We start from the raw sequence: 20,527 nt of genomic DNA, 5'->3' as shown, positions 1-20,527 counted from the left end.
GTGAATTTTTGTGAGGACTTCTATTTTACAAAAGGAGCTTTTCTCAAAGAGAGCGCAAAGCGCAAGAGAGTGAATATGGATTTCTTAAACAAGCCTGCCAATTCTCACCTTTCTTACAGGCAGGCTTGTTTAAGAAATTTAATATAAGAGGTGAAAGATGAATTTAGAAATCTTTAAAAATGCAGATTTTGAGATCAGAGTTGCGGTTAATGAAAATAACGAACCGCTTTTTTGTCTAGTTGATGTGTGCAAAATCTTAGAGCTTGATAACTCACGACAAGTTAAAACTAGGCTTAATCAAGATGGCGTCATTACTACTGACGTCATAGATAGTTTAGGCAGAACCCAGCAGGCAGATTTTATAAACGAACCAAATCTATATCGTTTAATATTCCAAAGTCGAAAACCAGAAGCAGGAGTGTTTCAAGAGTGGGTATTTAGCGAAGTCCTACCAGCCATAAGAAAACACGGCGGATATTTAACCCCACAAAAAATAGATGAAGTATTAAGTGACCCTGACACGATCATAAAACTAGCTACGGATTTAAAAGCCGAACGCGCTAAACGTAAAGAGCTAGAACAAAGAGAGATTATAAATTTGCCTTACGTAAGCTTTGCTAAAAGCGTTGAGGCTAGTATAGACGGTGTATTAATCGGCAATTATGCAAAGCTCCTAAGCGATAGTGAGGGGGTTAAGATTGGGCAAAACAACCTTTTTTGAGTGGCTAAGAAATAGCGGGTATCTAATTACGGGAGGTTCAAGACATAATGTGCCTTATCAGGGCTAGAAACCGCACAGCAAGGACTAGATAAATTAGGTCAAAAAGCACATAAAGCGGAGACTAGCGCGCAACAACTAGCCAACTCTTTTAAAAGTCTAAATACGGTAATCGCAGGAGTTGCAAGCTCTTTGGTCGTGCGTGAATTCATAAAAACAGCCGATGAAATGAGCCTTTTAAATTAACGCCTTAACATGACTACTTCGTCTATGGGTGAATTTACAAGACAGCAAAAAGAGATGCATAAGATCGCAAGAGATACGCACTCATCTATTAAAGACGTTACAAACTTATACGTAAAACTAGCCCCTGCTTTAAAAGGTGTAGGCAAAAGCACTCAAGAGATAAACAAAATCACATCAAGCTTTACTAAGGCTTTACAACTAGGCGGAGCGAGTGCGGAAGAAAGTGCATCGGCGATTAAACAGTTCGGTCAGGCTATGGGTAGCGGTGTTTTAAGGGGCGAGGAGTTTAACGCAATAGCGGAAGCTTCGCCTACATTGCTTCGTTATCTTGCAGAGGGGTTAAACGTTCCTATCGGTAAATTAAGAGAGCTAGGCAGTCAGGGCAAATTAACAGCCGAAGCATTAGCAAATGCTTTTGACAAGATGAACGACAAGATAAGTGCAGATTTTAAAAATATGCCGCTTACGGTCGGCAAGGCCGTAACGGATTTAAGAACCGAGATAACTTTACTTACGAATGAAATAAACCAAACGGCGGGAGTTACACAAGGCATAAGTGAGATTATTGCAGGGGTATCGGATATTATCAAAGAAAATAAAGACGGCATAGTTAGCGTTACACCCTTCATCTTTATTACCTTCTATATCTCCTTTTTGGATAAACTTTATATTCTCTTTCTTTTATAAAAACCTACTCAGAATCAAAAATCTTTTCCACTCTTTAATATATACTCCTCTGTAGTTTGCAGGGCAACGGCCATATTTTCTCCTTTTTAAAATTTAAGAAATTATAACCATCTAGTCTGGAAATTTTATATCCTATTTTCAGAATTTATTTTCTGATATTGCCTCTACCCTCTGAACAATCTCGGCTATATCTTGTGCAAGTTTTTCAGAATTCAACCCTTGTACTATAGCTTCGCATACATCATCTTGTAATTGTTTATAAGCCACAAACCATTCAGTTTGATTTTCATATTCTTTTTGCAATTCACTCAGTAATTTACCTTGAATTTTATACTCGGCTGCATTTATTTCATTATTTGTTCTTTTGAACCCCATAAACGGCATTAACCAGTTTCCAGGTTTTTGAAATTCTATAACAAAATCAAAATATGTCCACTTTTCGCTTTTTATCCTGAGGGCTATATGTCTGTCCCATGTTTTAATCTCATAATCTTTATTTTCCTTAAGGTTGTTTTCTAAGTAACTATGAACCTCATTAAAAAAATTTTTCATAATTTCTTCTCTTGTTTTATTATAGTTTTCAAATATGTTTTTTACTTCTTTATAGTTTGATTTAAACACTTCTTTTAAGCTATCATTACTCATCTTATCGACCCTTTCGTATTTTCCGTATATCATATCTATTACGCTTTCGTATTGTGAAAAAAATGAACTCAAGTCAGATAAATTTGCTACCTCCTGTTTGCATTTTTGCACCCACTCTCTTATCTCTTTGTCATAGCTAATCGGCTTTATCTTTATCTCATTGTTGTGTTTATTTTTAAGCACTTCTTTATCTTTATCATACTCATAATCCCCTAAACTATACTCGCTAGGCGTTTTGTCATCAGGATGAAGATAAAGCACATAAATATTTTCATGTTTTATGCCTTTATCTTCTAGCAAGGTATTAACATATCTTTGTATCTGCCTATCTTGATCCTTTGCATAGACCTTATTTTCTATGATTATATGCTTTTGATTATCAAATATATGTATATCTATGTGACTATCCTCAGTCCATACCGTAGCACTTGTAGCATCAAGCCCAAAATCCGCAATGCCACAAACATCTACAAAAATATCAAGAAACAAGCTACCCTTGTAATGATCGCCGCTCGGATCTAGCATTGAAGCGATAAACCTTGAATGCAGCCTCACTTCGTCATAAGCTTTAAAAAATGTCGTAAATATATTGTAGTCATGTTTGCCTCTTGATTTTTGCTGGTCTGCTTTCTCTTTTTCCAGTTTGTATTTTAAGCGCATATCTAAAAATAACTTTTCATAATTCATTTTTTATCCTTTTTTTGTTGTTATTTTATCATTTTAAAAAAAAATAAATTAAGACAAAATTTTGTCTATTTATAGAGATAAAATGGCTCTAAATTTTAAAAAAGGATGGCAAAATGAATAACAAAGAGAGATTTTTATCACTTCTAAAAGTCCTAAATAAGGACTTAGTTGAAAAAGAGGAAAGTATTTCTCTAGCACCCACTAATAAACTGCCACAAAAAAGACAAGGACTTGAGGCTTTATATGATAGATTTGAGATATGTCTGATTATGTCAAGATTCAAGATAAGGATAGTTTCTACACAGCAACAGCAGGTATCTCAACAATACAAAAAGCTCTCACGTTAATGGCTTTATAAACTCACCTATTATTCGTCTAAGTTCATCTTTGCTTATACTTCCAGCAGCCACTTCCACTACCACATCCTCCATGAGAGTTGTAAACTCTTCATATATATCGGTCTTGTCGTTTAGTTCCATAAAAAATATTGCTAAAAATATAGCACCTCTTTTATTGCCATCTAGGAATGGATGAAATTTAACACAAGAAAAGATAAGATGTGTTAGTTTGTCTATAAAGCTAGGGTAGTAATTATCATTTTGTATAGAGGAGAGCACAGAGTCAAGAAGCGAAATTTGACTCTCGTTAAATCCACGCTTGCCGCCTATTTCGCTCATTATGATATCATGAAGCTCTATGGTTTCATTTATATCAAAGTATCTCATTTGTCTTTTAACCTGATAAATACTAATCTAACAGTAGGATTTTTTATAATTACCTCTTTTAGCTTTTTAATTATTTGTTCGTTTGTTTTCATTTTTATCCTTTTAGGCTTCAAAGTATTCGTTAAATTTTATCGCATATATTGACTTAAATAGCTTATAACTAAAGACATGTGGCATTTAGTAAGTTTTATGAGTTTAAAATATCTTTTATTTGTCTCAATATATCTTTTTTGTACAAGAACTATTTCCAACTTTCCTTGTAACAACTCATTTTTATTTTAGCTATCCATCGCTAAAGATATGTTTTGCGTGCAAAATTAAAGCTTTTTAAGAATCCTATTCTTGATATTAAACATCCCTTTTAATAACTAACACCTTTTTTGCGTTCAGTCATTAGCCCGATTTTAATTTCAGATATATCTTTAAGCTCAATCCTCAAAATTCAAATCCTTTTTGTTATATTCAAAAATTATACAACATGCAACTATCTAAATCAAGGCAAATTTAAGCATATATCTAAATTAGTTTTGATATTATTATAATCTAAAAACGATATTTTAAGGATTAGTATGTTTGCCAATAGAGTTAAAGAGCTTAAGCTACTAAATGATGAGTATTATAGTTCCAAATTCTCTTTTACAGTGCTATACGGCAGAATAAGAATCGGCAAAACAACGCTTTTAAAAGAGTATATAAAAGATAAACCCTCTATATACTTTTTGGCTACTCTTGAAAACTTTAATGTAGTTTTAAATAGATTTAAAGATATAGTGGCGGAGTTTTTACAAGATAGTCTTTTAAAGAGCTTAGAGCTAACTGATATAAAGCAGCTATTTAAATATCTCTCAAGCAAAAAATTTGATAAAAAACTAATAATAATCATAGATGAATTTCAATATCTTAGCAAAATAGATAGCTCTATACCATCACAATTCCAATACATAATAGATGAGCTACTAAAAGATAAAAGTATCCACCTAATACTTTGCGGCTCTATAATATCGATGATGTACGAGCAAACTCTATCTTACAATTCTCCTTTGTATGGCAGAAGAACAAGCGATATAAAACTTGAGGCTATAGAGTTTGATTATCTAAAAGAATTTTTTAATAATAAGTCAAAAGAGGAGCTAATAGAGCTTTATAGTGTGCTTTATGGAGTACCTAAATACCTAGAGATGTTTAGAGATAGCGGTAATATATTTAAAAGTATAGAGACAAATATATTAAATCCGAATGGATATTTATACAACGAACCTCAATTCATCTTGCAAAATGAGGTAAACGAACCAATCACCTACTTTTCTATACTTGAAGCTATAGCGAACGGAGAACATAAGATAGGAAATATAGCCGGCAAGCTAAATAAGAATGTTCAAAACATCACCTCTTTTATATCAAAGCTCATGGAGCTTGATATCATATATAAAGATGTTCCGATAACCGAGAGCAATCCGCTAAAGAGCAAAAAAGGGCTTTACTTTATCAAAGATAATTTTTTTAGATTCTGGTTTAGCTATGTACTACCTTACAAGAGCCAGCTAGAAATAGGTAATACTAACTATGTTTTAAGTATATTAAAAGAAAACTTTAATAGCTTTATATCGCCTATATATGAAAAACTGTCCATAAAATATCTACTGGGCAACTATAATCTTATTAAATGTGGTAGATGGTGGGATAAAGATACTGAAATAGATGCCGTAGGCATAGCACAAGACTACTTAATAGTAGCAGAATGTAAATACTCTAATAAAAAAGTAGGTATAGACGTATTAAAAGACTTACAAGAAAAATCTAAAAAGGTAGATTCAAATTTGCCAATAAAGCATTTTTTTATATTTAGCAAAAGCGGATTTACCGATGAACTAAAGAAGCTTAATGGTGATGAAATTATATTGGTGGAGTTGGTGTAGATAATTTTGACTGCAGAAACAATTCTTTTTAATAATTAAATAGCATTTTTAAAATTTAATATTAAAAGCCAAAACTTATTTCCACAATACTTTATTTATTATAAAGCAAAATATCATTAATAATACTGCATTACCTACCCAAACAACCCGGCAATTATAGCAAATAGCTGTGAACCAGCCACAACAAGTTCTGCTCCATCTTTTACATCCCTTAACACAGGCTTTATAGATGCAAGCTTGATCTTCGAGCAAAATTTACTGCTGGATACCTCTTGGTTTCGCTCTTCTATTTTGCAAGCGTGCTCTTTTATTATAGATATTACCTCTTTTATCTCTTTAGGCAAGTTTTCATCAATTTTATCAGGCAAAGATATGTATAAATTTTCCTTGCTTCTGGTGAGCAATACGTAAATCTTTCTATAAAATAGCTTTTTGTCGTTTTCAAAGGTCATTTTTATAAAAGGCAAGAAGTTGTGTATGATAATATTTTGAGCTTCTAGTCCTTTGATTGATTACATAGTCATCACATCTATATTTTTGTTATTTGGAACTACGCTTGTCTTTATAGCCTCTACAGATTTTTTACTATTACTTAATACCACACTAGTTTCATCGTTTGGCAAAGTTTTTAAAAAGCTTCTTAAATGATTAAACTCATCGACATCTGCTAACTTTATAGTTCCGCTTTGAAGAACGCAGTCTATATCCGTTAAAAAGTTATTGTTTAGATAGTAGCTATTTTTATAGTAACTATTTATTGCAGCATCTAGTCCTAAAATTTCAAAAGCGCATTTAGCTATATTTGAAGGAGTTCGGTAGACATTTTTTAAATTTTTAACTCTACCTCTCATATCTAGACGTTGAAATTTTGGATGATGAAAAATATCTGCTATGCTATTCATAGTATAAGAGTAGAATTTTTGCGCCTCGTCTATAAAAAATATCGAATCATTTATCTCTTCATATATGATACGCATAAAGCCGGCGGGCATATCTTGAGTCTCATCGCATAAAACATAATCAATCGGATGCTTTGCAAGGTGCGCTTTGAATTTAGTTCTAAATTCACTGAGAGCTTCATCGCTTTCATAGATCTTATATGTCTCATCAAGACTTGTAGTATCGGTTATCCCGACTTTAGCTTTATCAAATCCTATCCTCGTTAAAAGCGATACGATAGGATAAATAGCTATATTGCTCTTTGAAAATCTCTCCCCAAAGCTTGATTTAATACTCTCGGCAAGATTCTTATTGAAACAAAGTATCAAGAATTTCTCACTCTCATCTCTTTCTATCCTATTGGCTACGAAATTTGCAAGTATCATTGTCTTGCCTGTTCCAGCAACTCCTCTTATGATGCGAAATCCACCTGTATAGCCATTCATGATGCTTAGTTGCTTATGGTCAAAAAACATTATCTCATCTTTAGTAATAATAGGGATTACTTTGTTTTGTTTGATTTTACTTTGAGAGACCAAAAGCTCTGAAATTTTTAGAAACTCTTTTTTATTAGGTAGGATATTAACCGATGAGTTAAAAAATTTAGCAAATATCTCTTTATCTGCTAAATCGTCTTTAAAGAAAGTATGATTTTTGAAATTTGCATAGTTTGGATTTGTTTTATAAAAATCACCGGCATCTTTTCTCTCAATAGATGGAAATATAACCCTGTATTCGATATTGATTGGAATTTTACCAAGAATTTTGTCTATCTTTGCAAGTAGCATTTTATGATAGATTTTAACCTGCTCATATGGATCATTTTTATCATCTAGCATATTTAGACTAGACCAATTCTTAACTTCTATGACATAAATACCAAGCACCGGGTGAAGCAATAAAAGATCTATCTCTTTAGAACCTCCTGCAGCATCATCAATAGTTGCTTTAGGAATGAGATAGTAGTTTTCTCCGCCATCATTATTTAAAATTTTACTAATAGCCTCAAATACATCAACTTCACCCTGTTCGCCTTTAAAAATTTTACCAAAAATGCTTTTTATATTCATAGAGTGTTCCTTTTTGTAATTTTTGTATTATATCTTATTTGAGGCTTGCAGGCTAAGGTTTAACTAAAATTTCTTCTAGCGTCTTAGTATAAAAGTTTTGATGTCTTTTAAGAGTCACAAGCACCTTTTATTTTGTTGACAATATGGCTTTATATAGTTTTTGTATCATACTTCACCCAACCCCAAACACCTCCTTACTCTTTATCTCCATTATCGATAACTTATCAAAGAACACGGCTCCTACATCCATGCCGTAGCAGCCATTCTCTCTTATCTTTATCTTATTGTCTCTGTTTGGAGTATGTCCGTAGTATATCTCTTTGCCTGTATTATTCATTATCCAAAAAGGACTTCTATTCCACATTAGACATTCGGGATCTTGTTTTATTTCATCTAAGCTAGGGTTATAAGAAGCATGAACGAATATATAGCTCTTTGAGCTTATCATATGAGGCATTGTTTTTATGTAGCTTATTAACCATTTTAGATCTTTGATAGTTAAATTTCTATATTCTATTGATTTAACCGTCTCATATCCTCCGTTATTTCCCCCACTGCATAGTAATACTTCCTCGTAAAAGATAGTGATTTAAAAACATATACTCATGATTGCCCATTATATGTTTTATACTATATCCATCTTTTATCATCTCGGTATATCTTATATATAGCCCTATTGAGTCTTTGCCTCTATCGCAGCTATCTCCAAGGATGATTACTAGATCATCTTTAGTTATGAAGCTATACTTTTCCTTTAAATATTCAGAATAAGATTTTGATGTATATTCACACATAAGTTTTACAGTGTCATAAATTTTTTGATCATACAATTCTTTCTTTTTAGGACTTTTGACCCTTTTAAATTCTCTTTATAAGCCTATTGAGCTCACGCTCCATTTTTTTATGATTATTGTTAAATAAATTGGACATCTCACCATAATCAGTTTCTGGATTTGCCTGAAGAGTACTTTTGGTAGGTATTTTTACAGACATAGTTTTCCCTTATTTAGTGATTTTATGAATTAATAAATTATAATATATAATGATTTATCTTTCAAGGAAAATGAGATATTGTGTTTTGTGGATATTTTTATTATCAAAATAACGATTTAAACGCATTTAATCCATTCATCGCCTTTACTTTGGCCACTAAAGATATCTCTTTTGCATATACAAACGTAGATAAATCTGTACTATGGCCTAGAAGGGTTAATGTTAAGTCGGAAATGCCATTCTCCAAGCAGTAGTCCTTAATACATTTTGCAAAATTTCCACGAAGCCTATGAAAACTCACATTTGAATTAGGCAATAGATCATGAATATGCCTATTGGGCCTCTTTCCAAAATAATCACAACCATTTTTACCAAACTTAATCTCTTCTAGCCAATTCATGCTTGATAGATATTCTATATTTTTATGTAAAGGAATTTCTCTATATTTTATTACTCCACCTTTTTGTTTTGCGGTTTTTACTTTTATATATTTAATATTGTCTTTTGATTCTACGCTGCTAGCATCAAGATCCCATATTTCACTAATTCTAAGCCCTGTATGTAGCGCAAACATCATATAGTCTTTTAAATCCTGTCTATCAGTATTCATTATAAGCTTCAGTTCTTGCATAGTAAAATTATCTTTAGGGGATCGTTCTTCTTTTGAAATCTTAAAGGGAGTAAGCAGCTTAAACGGATTTGATGCAATCAAATCCATCTTAATGGCGTAATCAAATATTCTAGAAGAATAACAGGTGTAATTATTTACAGTCTTTTTATTAAGCTTTCGGCTATTAGCTAAATACAACTGAAAGTCTTCACAGTCTTTATATGCTATTTCCGAAATGGATTTTGAATCGAAAAACAAATCCAATAAAGCACCTGTTTTAATATAATATCTTTTAGTACGACTCCCACTCTTTAATTTTTCACACTCAGTTCTGGTATATCTTGTGGCTATTTCTTTGTATGAGTAGTTTTGTTTTTGGTCTATTGTATATAATTTATTATATACAATAGACTGATCTATATTGTCTTTATTTAAATTTTGTTTATTATTGCATGAGACATAGAAACCTTTTAATATATTTTCAAAAATTTCTCTATACTCACTAGCTTTCAAATATTCTTTATTTTTCTTTAATTTAATGCAAGTACTTTGCTGTTCTTTTATGCTGTTTTTTATAATAGCTTTAAAACTTACTTTGTTAAAGTATTTTACATCCCTATAATTATCCAAGACTGACAAAAGTCTTTTATTCACCTCATCTTTGATTTTTTTAGCTAGTATCATAGCCAAATACTCATCCTCTGTAAAAAGACAGTATTTAACAGTAATTTTTTTACCATTATTAATAGCCGTATCAAAATAGTATAAATTAGGTCTATTTTTGATTTTTGTTATCAGTTTATGAGTCATTACAGTACTCCTTTTTCTGCAACAAAAGCTTTGATTTTCTGTAACAAATAAAAATATGCACAAAATTTATTACATAATTTTATAAGTAAAAAATCTTTCAAATAACGATTTTTAGGAAGTTTGTGAATAAATATAGATGCACTCTGGCGGACAGAGAGGGATTTGAACCCTCGAAGCCCGATTAAGACTTGCACCCTTAGCAGGGGTGTGGTTTCAGCCGCTCACCCATCTGTCCATCTGAATAAAAAGAGTTATTTTACTTATTTATCTTTATAAAACACTTAAAATTTGACAAATACGCCAATTTAAAAACGTTTAAATTTTAAACTCAAGCTAAAATTTCCAACAAATCCAAAAGTCTAAAACCAAACAATAAAACCGCTCAATCCTTCCAAAGCCACCATTTAAGCTTGCTCTTATCAGGATTTGGCGTATTTGCGTAGTAACATATCATACGATAAACATAAAGTATACACCTATCGCTTCCTCGTCCAAGAGCTTTAGTGCGCTCATACATATCCTCTGCATTTGCACCCTTTAGTGAAGCGATGTCGGTATACCCAAGTGCTATAAGATCAGCCTCGGTAGCAGCTCCAACATAAGGAATATCCTTAAACCGACTCACGAGGTATCTCTATCTCGGCAAGAATTCTTTCACAAATTTCGCGAGGATTGTCATCTTCATAAATTGGTCTTCCAACAACGATAAAGTCGCTATTTTCTTGCTTTGCAACTTCAAGATCGGCAACTCTATTTTGATCGTTTACCTCTTCGTTAAACGGACGAATTCCCGGCGTTAACGTCAGAAAAAATCGCGATGTTGCGTCTTTTATCATATTGCTTTCAAAAACAGAACAAACCATACCGTCAAGCCCAGCCTCATAAGCACTCACGCAAAATTTGAGCACAAAATCCTTAATGCTGTCATTATAAACAATCCTAAACGAATTATCGCTAAAGCTTGTAAGTGCGGACACGGCTAAAACTATCGGGCGAGTTTTAAGCGCATTCAAGCGGTTCATAACCTCGCTCATCGCCCTTTTACCTGCACTTGCGTGCACGTTTATCATATCAACAGGCAAGCTTGCTATCACTTCTGCGGCATCAGCCATAGTGTTTGGTATATCATGCAGCTTAAGATCTAAGAAAATTTTAAAATCATCAATCTTTTTTATATCGTCAATTATCTTAGCTCCGTCTCTTAAATAGCTTCTAAGCCCCACTTTAAGCCATACATCAAGTCCTTTTAGCTCTCTGGCCAAAGCTAAATTTTGCTCTATCGTCGCCATATCAAGCGCTACGCAAAGTTTCATATATCACTCCTTACCGCATCAAGCACGCCGTTTATGAATTTTGGCGCAGAGTCGCTGCCAAGCTCTTTGGCAAGCTCTATCGCCTCGTTTATCACGACCGCTTTATCGGTGTCCGTAAATTTCATCTCGTAAGCGCCAAGACGGAGTATCGCTCTTTCTACAACGCCGATTTCGTGGATTTTATACTCTTTTAAGTGGGAGTTAAGCAACTCATCAAGAGCGGTCAAATTCTCATTTACGCCGTCATAAAGCGAAGTCGTGAAATTTCTTTGCTCATTTCTTATCTTTTTTTCCTCTAAAAATTCATCCTTAAATTCACTCATCTCGCTACCCATCTCCTGAGCGTAAAGAAGCGATATTACGGCTTGTCTAACCTGATGACGAGTTGCCATTTTAAGCCTTTATGTTTTTGTATAGATTTAGTAGCTCTATCGCTCCACTCATCGCTTCAAATCCCTTATTTCCGGCTTTACTGCCCGCTCGCTCAATGGCCTGCTCGATACTATCTACCGTTAGCACGCCAAATGTTACGGGCTTGCCGTATTTAAGAGTTACGTTTGCGATGCCTTTTGTGGTTTCAGCCGAAACATAGTCAAAATGAGGGGTTGAGCCTCTAATAACCGCTCCAACGCAGCATATCGCGTCCCATTTGCCGCTCTCAAGTGCCTTTTCAAGAGCCATAGGGATTTCAAATGCTCCCGGAACTAAAATAAGGCTTAAATTTTTCTCATCTCCGCCGTGTCGCAAAAATGCATCCCTAGCTCCTTCGACAAGCCTATCAGTGATGATGTGGTTAAACCTTGCATTGATAATTGCGATTTTTTCTTTTCCGCTTAGTTTTAAATTTCCTTCGATTATGTTCATAATTATCCCCTTAAAATTTCTTGTATTTTTAAAGTCTGCTCTACAACTCTATCCAGCTCGTCTAAATTTAACATATTTGGTCCATCACACATCGCTTCGCACGGATTTATATGCGTCTCATAAAAAAACCCGTCCACACCCACACTTGCCGCCGCTCTTGCAAGATACGGCACAAATCTTGCATCTCCGCCACTCTTTTCACCAAGAGCCGAAGGCATCTGAACGCTATGCGTAGCGTCAAATATCACAGGTGCAAATTCTCTCATTAAAACCAAATTTCTCATATCAACGACCAAATTTCCATATCCAAAAGTGCTTCCGCGCTCAGTTAACCAAATTCCGTTTTGTTTAGCTATTTCATATCCGTCGCTATCTACACCGCGAGTTTCAAGCACTTTTTTAACCGAATGCTTCATCGCGCTTGCTGCTAAAAACTGCCCTTTTTTGATATTTACGACCGAATTTGTCTTAGCCGCAGCCACAAGCAAGTCTGTCTGACGGCATAAAAATGCAGGAATTTGAAGCACATCCGCAACCTCAGCCACAGGCTTAGCTTGATAGCTCTCGTGAATGTCCGTTAAAATTTTAAAGCCGAATTCCTTTTTCACGCGAGCTAAAATTTCACAACCCTTTTCAAGCCCGGGACCGCGAAAGCTATTTATACTAGTGCGATTTGCCTTATCAAAACTTGACTTAAAATAAAACTCTACCCTATTATCTTCATTAAATTTCACAAGCCTTTTTGCCACGTCAAACACAAGCTCTTCGCTCTCGATGACGCAAGGCCCTGCGATTAGTATCATTATTTCTCCTTTACCACTATAATTCCGCTAAGAATTACTAGAATTATACCCAAAAATGCAACAGTGTTTGGCAGTCCGTCCCCCATAAAATACCCGATGATAATGGTAAAGATTACGTCGGCGTAGCTTACAGCCGCAACCGTACCGGCCTTTTTACTTGCCGCATAAGCTTTAGTAAGATACATCTGAAAGTAAAGCCCCGCAACGCCCATTAAAAGGATCAAAAAGATATTTTTAGTATCAGGCAGGACAAATTTGGAAAACAAAAATTCAAAGCCATCTATCTGAATAAATTCCGCCAAACCCATAAAAACGATCGGAAGAGCCGTGCCAAACCCCATAAAAGAAAAGACTATAACGCGAGTATCATAGCTCTTTTTAAGCTCTCTAACGCTCGTATACGCCATCGCAGCCCCTACTCCGCTCCAAATTCCAAGCCAATCGGTCTTTGAGATACCAAGCTCAGGCTGTATGATAAGCAAAATCCCGCCAAAACCGATAAATATCGCCATCCATCCGCGCGAGCTTAGCTTCTCACCCATAAACATCGCGGCAAGCAGTGCCGTAAATATCGGGCTTGTTTTAGAAAATGTAAATGCCGCGCCTAAATTTATATGAGCGATGTTATAAAAAAACGCAAAGAGCGCAAGCGTGCCGATAACTCCTCTAAATATGAGCAGATACGGATGTCCGCCCTTTTGATGAGCAGGCTTTTTATAAAGCGAATAAACGATCATCACAAGACCGATCAAATTTCTAAAAAAGACAACTTCGATAGACGGCATATCGGCACTTATTACTTTTGCAAGAGCTCCCGTTATCGCAAAAAGCATACAAGCGATAATCATATAATAAGTGCCCAAATGCCTCATTAAAAATTTATGTAACAACTATTAACCTTCTTTGAAATTTGAGCGTATTGTAGTGCAAAACGGCTTAATTTATAAACATTGTAAGTTAAAAATTTGTATAATAGCAAAATTTAAAGGAATATAAAGTGCAAAAAATCATACTTGTCGGAAAGCCAAATGTAGGTAAAAGTTCGCTTTTTAATCGCTTGGCAAAAAGGCGCATAGCTATCACTTCAGACGTAAGCGGAACCACTCGCGACACGAACAAAGCCCAGATCACGATAGATGATAAAAGGTGTATTTTGATAGATAGCGGCGGGCTTGATGACAGTAGCGAGCTTTTTAGAAACGTTAAAGAAAAAACCCTCAAAGAGGCGCAGAATTCAGACGCGATTATCTACATGGTGGACGGCAAAAATTTCCCTGATGATGAAGATAAGGCTATGTTTTATGCGCTTTTAAAGCTAAATTTGCCGACCGCGCTTGTCGTAAATAAAGTAGATAGCAAAAAAGACGAGCAGCGAGCTTGGGAATTTGATAGCTTCGGCGCAAAAGATATTTTTAGCATATCCGTCACTCACAATGCGGGAGTAGATGAGCTTAGCGACTGGATTTATAAACACCTTAAAGACGAGATCAGACCCGACTTGGATGATGATTTTGACGAATTTTTAGAAAATTTCGATGAAGAGGGCGAATTTAGCGATACTATCCAAGAGCAAAATTTTGAATCAAAAAATATAAAAGTAGGAATTATAGGTCGCGTAAATGTGGGCAAAAGCTCGCTTTTAAACGCTTTGGTTAAGGATGCAAGAGCCGTAGTGAGCGATGTGGCAGGCACTACCATAGATCCCGTAAATGAAACATTCGTTTATGAAGATAGAGTAATAGAATTTGTCGATACCGCAGGCATCAGAAAGCGCGGCAAGATAGAAGGCATCGAAAGATACGCGCTAAATAGAACAGAAAGTGTGCTTGAAAACACCGATATCACCCTACTCGTGCTTGACTCTAGCGAGCCTCTGACCGAGCTTGATGAGCGTATCGCAGGGCTTGCGAGCAAATTTAACCTCGGCGTGATAATCGTGCTAAACAAATGGGACAAAAGCGAAGTAGAGTTTGACGAGATGAAAAAGATCATCAAAGATAAGTTTAAATTTCTAACATACGCGCCAATAATCAGCGTTAGTGCGCTTGGCGGCAAGAGAGTGCATAAAATTTACTCGCTCATCTTTGAAGTTTATAAAAATTTCACTCAAAAAATTCAAACCTCAAAACTAAACGAACTCATCGAAGAAGCTACCAAAATCCACCCGATACCGCGTGAAAAAGGCAAGAGTGTTAGGATTTATTATGCCGTGCAGTTTGGCTTTGCGCCGCCTAAGATAGCTCTTATTATGAATCGTCCGCGCGCGCTTCACTTTAGCTATAAACGCTATCTTACAAACAAACTGCGCGAAAGATTTGATCTAAATGGCGTTCCTGTCGTGCTCATACCAAAAAACAGAAGCAGCGAGGAAAAAGATGAGCAGTAACTTAGTCTTAATCGGCTTCATGGGTGTTGGAAAAGGAACGGTCACAAGGGAACTTTGCAAAAAATTAAAGCGACTCATGCTTGATACGGACGATCTTATCGAAAGTAGCGAGAATTTAAAAATTCGCGAAATTTTTGAGACAAAGGGCGAAGAGTATTTTAGAAAGCAAGAGCGATTAGTCGCTAAAAATTTAGCCGCTAACGTGCAAAACTGCGTGATAGCAGGCGGTGGAGGCTTCGTAAACGTTAAAAATTTAAACAAAATCGGCACTGTTATATATCTTAAATCAAGCTTTGAGGGCATAATAAAACGCATAGAAAATAGCCAAAACGCCCAGAAGAAATTTGCTAAACGTCCGCTTTTAAAAGATAGAGACAAAGCAAAAGAGCTATTTAAAACAAGAAAGAAAATTTACGAGAAAAAAGCCGATATCACCATCGATGTCGAAGGTAAAACCCCTGAAAAAATAGCAAAAGAGATTATTAAAAAATTTAAAGACAGGCAAAAAGGATAGAAATTTGAGAGTATTAACGGGACTTCAGCCCTCGGGCAAGCTGCATCTTGGCAACTATTTCGCCTCGATAAAGCAAATGGTTGATGCGCAAGATAGTAGCGATATGTTTATGTTTATCGCAAACTACCACGCCATGACTTCGGTTAGCGAGGCGAGCAGACTTAAGCAAAATACCTTTGAAGCGGCATGTGCGTTTCTTGCGCTTGGTATTGATCCTAACAAAAGCGTGTTTTGGGTGCAAAGCGACGTAAAAGAGGTGCTTGAGCTATACTGGGTGCTAAGCCAATACACTCCGATGGGACTGCTTGAACGCGCTCACAGCTACAAAGACAAAACAGCAAAAGGCATAAGCGCAAATCACGGGCTTTTTAGCTATCCTGTGCTTATGGCTGCCGATATTTTGCTTTTTAGTGCAAATGTCGTTCCAGTAGGCAAGGATCAAATTCAGCACGTTGAGATAGCTCGCGACATAGCTATTAAATTTAACAACGAACATGGAGAAATTTTTACTCTACCCGAGAGCAAAGTCGATGAAAACGTTGCAACCGTTCCAGGAACGGACGGAGCTAAGATGAGTAAGAGCTACGGAAATACAATAGACATCTTTAGCGATGCAAAAGCGCTTAAAAAGCAAATAGGCTCTATAACAACCTCATCCGAACCGCTTGAAGCCCCTAAGCAGTGGCAAACCTGCAATGTATATAATATAGCAAAGTTGTTTTTAAACCAAAGCGGACAAAAAGCGCTGCAAGAGCGTTACGAGCGCGGCGGTGAAGGGCATGGACACTTTAAAATGTATCTAAACGAACTGGTGTGGGAGTATTTTGCTTCAGCAAGGCAAAAATACGAATACTACTTAAGTCATGAAAACGAGGTGAATGAGATATTGTTGGCGGGCGCAAAAAAGGCTCGCGAAGTAGCGCTTCCGCTCATTGAAAGAGTGCGTGAAGCAACGGGAATTTATAGATAGGTATTAGAATGATAAATTTAAAACTACTTGAAACAAACTACGATGAATTCGTATCGAAACTACGAGGGAAAAAGATAAAAGAAGAGGTTCTAAGCGAACTTTTAGCGACTTTTAACGAACTTAAAGCAAAACGCCAAAATTTAGAAAGCCTTCAAGCTATCCAAAACGCTAAAAGCAAGGAGCTTGGTATAAAGGCAAGAAACGGCGAAGACGTAAGCGCGCTTAAAGAGGAACTAAATCTAAACAAAGCCGCGATGAGCGAAGCTGAAAAAGTAGTTCGCGAGCTTGACGAAAAGCTTGACGGCATAGCTTCGGGTGTGCCAAATATCACCGATGACGATGTGCCTTTTGGAAAAGACGAGGATGATAATGTCGAGCTTAAAAAAGTGCTTGAGCCGCGCAAATTTGACTTCGAGCCAAAGGAGCACTACGAGCTTGGCGAGAAGCTTGGTTGGCTTGATTTCGAGCGTGGGGCAAAGCTTGCGGGAAGCCGCTTTACGGTGCTCAAAGGAGACGGTGCAAAGCTTAGCAGAGCGCTTGTTAATTATATGATTGATTTTAATATGTCTCGCGGATTTGAGCTGGTAAATGTGCCGTTTTTAGTAAATTCTCGCACACTTTACGGCACAGGACAGCTGCCAAAATTTGAAGAAGATCTTTATAAAATTCGCGACGAAGATCTCTATCTAATCCCAACCAGCGAAGTTCCTGTTACAAATTTATATAACGACGAAATCATCGATGCCGGCAACCTACCTATAAAGATGACTTGCTACTCGGCTTGCTTTCGCCAAGAAGCGGGCTCTGCGGGCAAAGATACGCGCGGCATGATACGCCAACACCAGTTTGAAAAGGTAGAACTTGTAAGCATAACCGCGCCTGATCAAAGCGAAAAAGTATTTGAGGACATGGTAGCGTGTGCTAGCGACCTGCTTACTTCGCTTGGCTTGCCACACCGACATTTGCTTCTTTGCAGCGGAGATCTTGGCTTTAGCGCGGCAAAAACCATCGACCTTGAAGTTTGGTTACCTGGGCAAAATAGATACCGAGAGATAAGCTCGGTTTCAAACACTCGCGATTTCCAAGCAAGAAGAGCTAAAATTCGCTTTAAAGACGGTAAGAAAAACACACTCGTTCACACGCTTAACGGCTCAAGCCTAGCCGTAGGTAGAACACTCATAGCCATCATGGAAAACTACCAAAAAAGCAACGGCACGATCGAAATTCCGGAAGTTCTTAAAAGGTATATGTAGTGGCTGACGATAATGTCGTAATACTAGAAGAGGCCGATCCTAAAAGCCCAAGCGATGAGCAAAAAGGCGCAAGCCAAGAAGAAAACCTCATATCGCTTGATGAACTGCAAGATAGTAGCGAGGAAACACCAAGCGAAGATATCTCGCCAAAAAAGAGCAGGAAAAAGCTATTTTTATTTGGTGCAATCGGCATTTTGCTTGTAATCGCTCTAGTAACGACACTATTTTTTGCAACTAGAGATAAAAAGCCCGAATTTGATCCAAGCCAGCTTGCAAGAGATATCGAAGATCGTTTTGAAGTGCAGAAATTCGGGGCTTCAAAGATTGAAGATATGATACAAAAAGCAAATATACTATACGAAAAAGGCAATAAATTTGAGGCTCTTAAAATTTATGAAAACGTAGCCATCTATAACGAATCGCTATCTAATTACAACTTAGGCGTTTCGCAGATGAAACAGGAGAAATTCACAGAAGCCATAGAGTCCTTTAAAAAAGCGATAAATAACAAAGAAAATATCGCAGTAAGTGCTATAAATGCCGCCGTAAGTTCTCTTGAGTTAAATAACACAAAAAGCTTTGAATACTATATAGATCTAGCAAATTCGTTCTTGCAAGAAGAAGCGGGCTCCCCTCTTTATAATTACTATTACGCCCTTATACGCTACTACAAAGGAGAGTATATCGAGGCCTTACGCGCTCTTTCTTATCCTACCGAGCGTCACTATAAAAACAAATACGACTACTTAAGCGCTAAAATTCTAACACATCTTGGAGAAGATGAAGAGGCGATACAAAAGCTGGAAAATCAAAAAGAATTTGACGCAAATTTGGCTCTTGGCATGCTTTATGCCAGAAACGCTCAGTACGATAAGGCTAGAAGCAAGCTAAATTTGGCCCTTAAAAATAGCGACGAAATAAATAAAATAGACACGATACTAGCTCTTATCGACATCAAAACGGGCAATTATGCCTTAGGAGCGGACGGCTTAAAGACGGTTTTTGCCAAGGACAAGCTATTTATCGAAAACACATTCCCTATAAAAGCGATCTTAAAATCCGAACTTTTTGACGTAAATTTGGCTCAAATGCACTTTAGAAACGATATATTTTTCGACAAGACAAGACGGTATGAAGTGCTGTTTTATTTCGCGCCTTATAAGGTTTTTGACGCGAGCCAAACGATAAACTACATAAGAAAGGGCGGAGTTAGCCTATTTCTTGATGATGCAAGCTCGGCAAGTAGCTATCTAAGCGCCAGCGGGACGATATCAAAAGTAAATTTAGAGCTTTCAAAGGCTATCGCAAGCGCATTAAACTACAAGCTAAAAGATGCTAATGCGCACTTTGCAACGCTAATATCGCTATACCCTGAGCATTCGGTCCTGCATTACAATCTCGCCTTAAGCTATGCTCAGCTTGGCAACTTCTCGCTTGCGGCAAAGCACTTCATCACAAGCTATCATCTTGATCCTACAAATCACTTTGCAGGAGTCTTTGGCGCGATAGCAAACGATATAAACAACGAAAATAACGCCAAGTTGCTCCAAGAGATAAGCGAAAATTTAGAGCACGACAGCAAGATAAAAGAGGTAAATTTATATAAAGCCCTAACCGAACTTGTTACCGGAAATCAAAATGCGCTCATAAGGTGGCTTGAGGAAGATAAGGAGCAAAACGCTTTAAATTTGGCCTTTGATGCAATAATCGCTAAAATTTCAAATAGAAATAACGAATTTATAGCAAAAAGCGAGGTTTTAAAATCAAAATTACCTGATGACGTCATCGCAAATATCTTAAATTTTATCGCCAAATTTGACGATAAAAATATCAAAGAGTACGTCAAGCAGATACAAATTCATTTCCACACCAAAAATCTAAACGAAGCGGCGTTTTATCACGGTGCAAACATCATCAAAGAGCAATACATAAAGCTGCTGCAAATTTCAGGGCTTTTAAATTACGAAAGAGAGAAGCTTAAAAATTTAATCCTAAACGGCAACAAAGATGATACAAATTTGCTTCAAACTCTTGCTTATATCGATATTTTCACAAATGATTTCAAGGAAAGCTACGGCATATACAACCGCTTGATAGACGAATTTAAGATAAATGACGCAGGCACGCTCTTTATGGCTGCGGTCGCAGCGATTGGCTCGAATAATCCGCAAAACGCAATAGCTCTTTTAGAGCTTTCAAAGCTAACCGATCCAAACTCATCAGATAGTCGCCTTGCGCTTGCTTATCTTTACCAAGAAGTAGGCAATATCGAAGCTGCAGCCATCCAATACAATCTTATAAAAAGCGATAAATTCCGAAGCAAATTTTTTGATTTCAGGATTGATTACGATAGATTAAGATAAAGAGTGGATACTTCC

General features: G+C 36.4%; 23 protein-coding genes and 1 tRNA gene. 10 read left to right on the top strand and 14 right to left on the bottom strand.

Annotated features, from left to right (window positions below; translation table 11 throughout):
• The first annotated feature begins 157 nt into the window (after window positions 1–157).
• From ACHJH3_RS01815 to ACHJH3_RS01805, 3 genes are all read left to right on the top strand, one after another.
• A complete protein-coding gene (locus tag ACHJH3_RS01815; RefSeq protein ID WP_407063326.1) occupies window positions 158–721 on the top strand; it encodes a BRO-N domain-containing protein in 564 nt (187 codons plus the stop codon).
• Window positions 684–788: a phage antirepressor KilAC domain-containing protein gene (locus ACHJH3_RS01810; protein WP_407063325.1), complete on the top strand. Its 105-nt coding sequence runs from the start codon at window positions 684–686 to the stop codon at window positions 786–788. The genes ACHJH3_RS01815 and ACHJH3_RS01810 overlap by 38 nt, the downstream gene beginning before the upstream one ends.
• Before the next feature lie 185 nt (window positions 789–973).
• Window positions 974–1,651: a tape measure protein gene (locus ACHJH3_RS01805; protein ID WP_407063324.1), complete on the top strand. Its 678-nt coding sequence runs from the start codon at window positions 974–976 to the stop codon at window positions 1,649–1,651.
• 138 nt (window positions 1,652–1,789) lie between these two features.
• Here the strand turns inward: ACHJH3_RS01805 and ACHJH3_RS01800 are convergent, their stop codons facing one another.
• Window positions 1,790–2,983 (bottom strand): PDDEXK-like family protein, encoded by a 1,194-nt coding sequence (locus ACHJH3_RS01800; protein ID WP_407063323.1) that lies wholly within the window; start codon window positions 2,981–2,983, stop codon window positions 1,790–1,792.
• Window positions 2,984–3,096: 113 nt separating this feature from the next.
• Here ACHJH3_RS01800 and ACHJH3_RS01795 point away from each other — a divergent pair, with 113 nt between their 5' ends.
• The gene (locus ACHJH3_RS01795) at window positions 3,097–3,330 is read left to right on the top strand and encodes a hypothetical protein (RefSeq protein ID WP_407063322.1); all 234 of its coding nucleotides are present in this window, start codon (window positions 3,097–3,099) and stop codon (window positions 3,328–3,330) included.
• Here ACHJH3_RS01795 and ACHJH3_RS01790 read toward each other — a convergent pair.
• Window positions 3,322–3,708 (bottom strand): type II toxin-antitoxin system death-on-curing family toxin, encoded by a 387-nt coding sequence (locus tag ACHJH3_RS01790; protein WP_407063321.1) that lies wholly within the window; start codon window positions 3,706–3,708, stop codon window positions 3,322–3,324. The two genes, ACHJH3_RS01795 and ACHJH3_RS01790, sit on opposite strands and share 9 nt — an antisense overlap.
• Window positions 3,709–4,277: 569 nt before the next feature.
• Between ACHJH3_RS01790 and ACHJH3_RS01785 the strand changes: the two genes are divergently transcribed.
• Window positions 4,278–5,624, top strand: a complete 1,347-nt coding sequence (locus tag ACHJH3_RS01785) for an ATP-binding protein (RefSeq protein WP_407063320.1) — start codon at window positions 4,278–4,280, stop codon at window positions 5,622–5,624.
• A gap of 134 nt (window positions 5,625–5,758) precedes the next feature.
• Here the strand turns inward: ACHJH3_RS01785 and ACHJH3_RS01780 are convergent, their stop codons facing one another.
• The 12 genes from ACHJH3_RS01780 to ACHJH3_RS01725 all read right to left on the bottom strand — a co-directional run bounded on the left by ACHJH3_RS01780 (window position 5,759) and on the right by ACHJH3_RS01725 (window position 13,916).
• Window positions 5,759–6,091: a hypothetical protein gene (locus ACHJH3_RS01780; protein ID WP_407063319.1), complete on the bottom strand. Its 333-nt coding sequence runs from the start codon at window positions 6,089–6,091 to the stop codon at window positions 5,759–5,761.
• Window positions 6,092–6,136: 45 nt separating this feature from the next.
• Complete coding sequence (locus tag ACHJH3_RS01775) at window positions 6,137–7,633, bottom strand: NERD domain-containing protein (protein WP_407063318.1); 1,497 nt, start codon at window positions 7,631–7,633, stop codon at window positions 6,137–6,139.
• A 172-nt stretch (window positions 7,634–7,805) separates the two neighbouring features.
• Complete coding sequence (locus tag ACHJH3_RS01770; protein ID WP_407063317.1) at window positions 7,806–8,090, bottom strand: hypothetical protein; 285 nt, start codon at window positions 8,088–8,090, stop codon at window positions 7,806–7,808.
• Window positions 8,091–8,175: 85 nt separating this feature from the next.
• The gene (locus ACHJH3_RS01765; RefSeq protein ID WP_407063316.1) at window positions 8,176–8,463 is read right to left on the bottom strand and encodes a metallophosphoesterase; all 288 of its coding nucleotides are present in this window, start codon (window positions 8,461–8,463) and stop codon (window positions 8,176–8,178) included.
• A 266-nt stretch (window positions 8,464–8,729) separates the two neighbouring features.
• On the bottom strand, window positions 8,730–10,046 hold the full coding sequence (locus tag ACHJH3_RS01760) for a tyrosine-type recombinase/integrase (protein WP_407063315.1): 1,317 nt from the start codon (window positions 10,044–10,046) through the stop codon (window positions 8,730–8,732).
• Window positions 10,047–10,190: 144 nt separating this feature from the next.
• Window positions 10,191–10,281: transfer RNA gene (locus ACHJH3_RS01755), tRNA-Ser, on the bottom strand.
• 147 nt (window positions 10,282–10,428) lie between these two features.
• Window positions 10,429–10,671 (bottom strand): helix-hairpin-helix domain-containing protein, encoded by a 243-nt coding sequence (locus ACHJH3_RS01750; protein WP_169940124.1) that lies wholly within the window; start codon window positions 10,669–10,671, stop codon window positions 10,429–10,431.
• Window positions 10,658–11,359 (bottom strand): orotidine-5'-phosphate decarboxylase, encoded by a 702-nt coding sequence (gene pyrF / locus ACHJH3_RS01745; protein WP_407063314.1) that lies wholly within the window; start codon window positions 11,357–11,359, stop codon window positions 10,658–10,660. The genes ACHJH3_RS01750 and pyrF overlap by 14 nt, the downstream gene beginning before the upstream one ends.
• Window positions 11,356–11,751 (bottom strand): transcription antitermination factor NusB, encoded by a 396-nt coding sequence (gene nusB, locus ACHJH3_RS01740; protein ID WP_169940121.1) that lies wholly within the window; start codon window positions 11,749–11,751, stop codon window positions 11,356–11,358. The genes pyrF and nusB overlap by 4 nt, the downstream gene beginning before the upstream one ends.
• A 1-nt stretch (window position 11,752) precedes the next feature.
• Entirely contained in the window at window positions 11,753–12,223 is a 471-nt protein-coding gene (ribH, locus tag ACHJH3_RS01735) for a 6,7-dimethyl-8-ribityllumazine synthase (RefSeq protein WP_170019359.1), read from the bottom strand.
• Between the two features lie 2 nt (window positions 12,224–12,225).
• Window positions 12,226–13,026: a 3-deoxy-8-phosphooctulonate synthase gene (gene kdsA / locus ACHJH3_RS01730; protein WP_407063313.1), complete on the bottom strand. Its 801-nt coding sequence runs from the start codon at window positions 13,024–13,026 to the stop codon at window positions 12,226–12,228.
• Window positions 13,026–13,916: a DMT family transporter gene (locus tag ACHJH3_RS01725; protein ID WP_407063312.1), complete on the bottom strand. Its 891-nt coding sequence runs from the start codon at window positions 13,914–13,916 to the stop codon at window positions 13,026–13,028. Before ACHJH3_RS01725 ends, kdsA begins: the two co-directional genes overlap by 1 nt.
• Before the next feature lie 107 nt (window positions 13,917–14,023).
• On the opposite strand from ACHJH3_RS01725, the gene der reads away from it, so the two are divergent.
• The 5 genes from der to ACHJH3_RS01700 are packed head-to-tail and all read left to right on the top strand — an operon-like array spanning window position 14,024 to window position 20,512.
• Window positions 14,024–15,412, top strand: coding sequence for a ribosome biogenesis GTPase Der (gene der / locus ACHJH3_RS01720; RefSeq protein ID WP_407063311.1), 1,389 nt, complete (start codon window positions 14,024–14,026; stop codon window positions 15,410–15,412).
• Complete coding sequence (locus tag ACHJH3_RS01715; protein ID WP_172199848.1) at window positions 15,402–15,926, top strand: shikimate kinase; 525 nt, start codon at window positions 15,402–15,404, stop codon at window positions 15,924–15,926. Before der ends, ACHJH3_RS01715 begins: the two co-directional genes overlap by 11 nt.
• 4 nt (window positions 15,927–15,930) lie before the next feature.
• Complete coding sequence (gene trpS / locus ACHJH3_RS01710; protein ID WP_172199850.1) at window positions 15,931–16,896, top strand: tryptophan--tRNA ligase; 966 nt, start codon at window positions 15,931–15,933, stop codon at window positions 16,894–16,896.
• A gap of 8 nt (window positions 16,897–16,904) precedes the next feature.
• Entirely contained in the window at window positions 16,905–18,149 is a 1,245-nt protein-coding gene (serS, locus tag ACHJH3_RS01705) for a serine--tRNA ligase (RefSeq protein WP_407063310.1), read from the top strand.
• The gene (locus ACHJH3_RS01700) at window positions 18,149–20,512 is read left to right on the top strand and encodes a tetratricopeptide repeat protein (protein WP_407063309.1); all 2,364 of its coding nucleotides are present in this window, start codon (window positions 18,149–18,151) and stop codon (window positions 20,510–20,512) included. The genes serS and ACHJH3_RS01700 overlap by 1 nt, the downstream gene beginning before the upstream one ends.
• Window positions 20,513–20,527 lie beyond the last annotated feature (15 nt).

The sequence above is a fragment of the Campylobacter canis genome (assembly GCF_045504005.1).
Taxonomy (GTDB): domain Bacteria; phylum Campylobacterota; class Campylobacteria; order Campylobacterales; family Campylobacteraceae; genus Campylobacter_A; species Campylobacter_A canis.
This window is presented reverse-complemented; position numbering and strand designations above follow the sequence as displayed.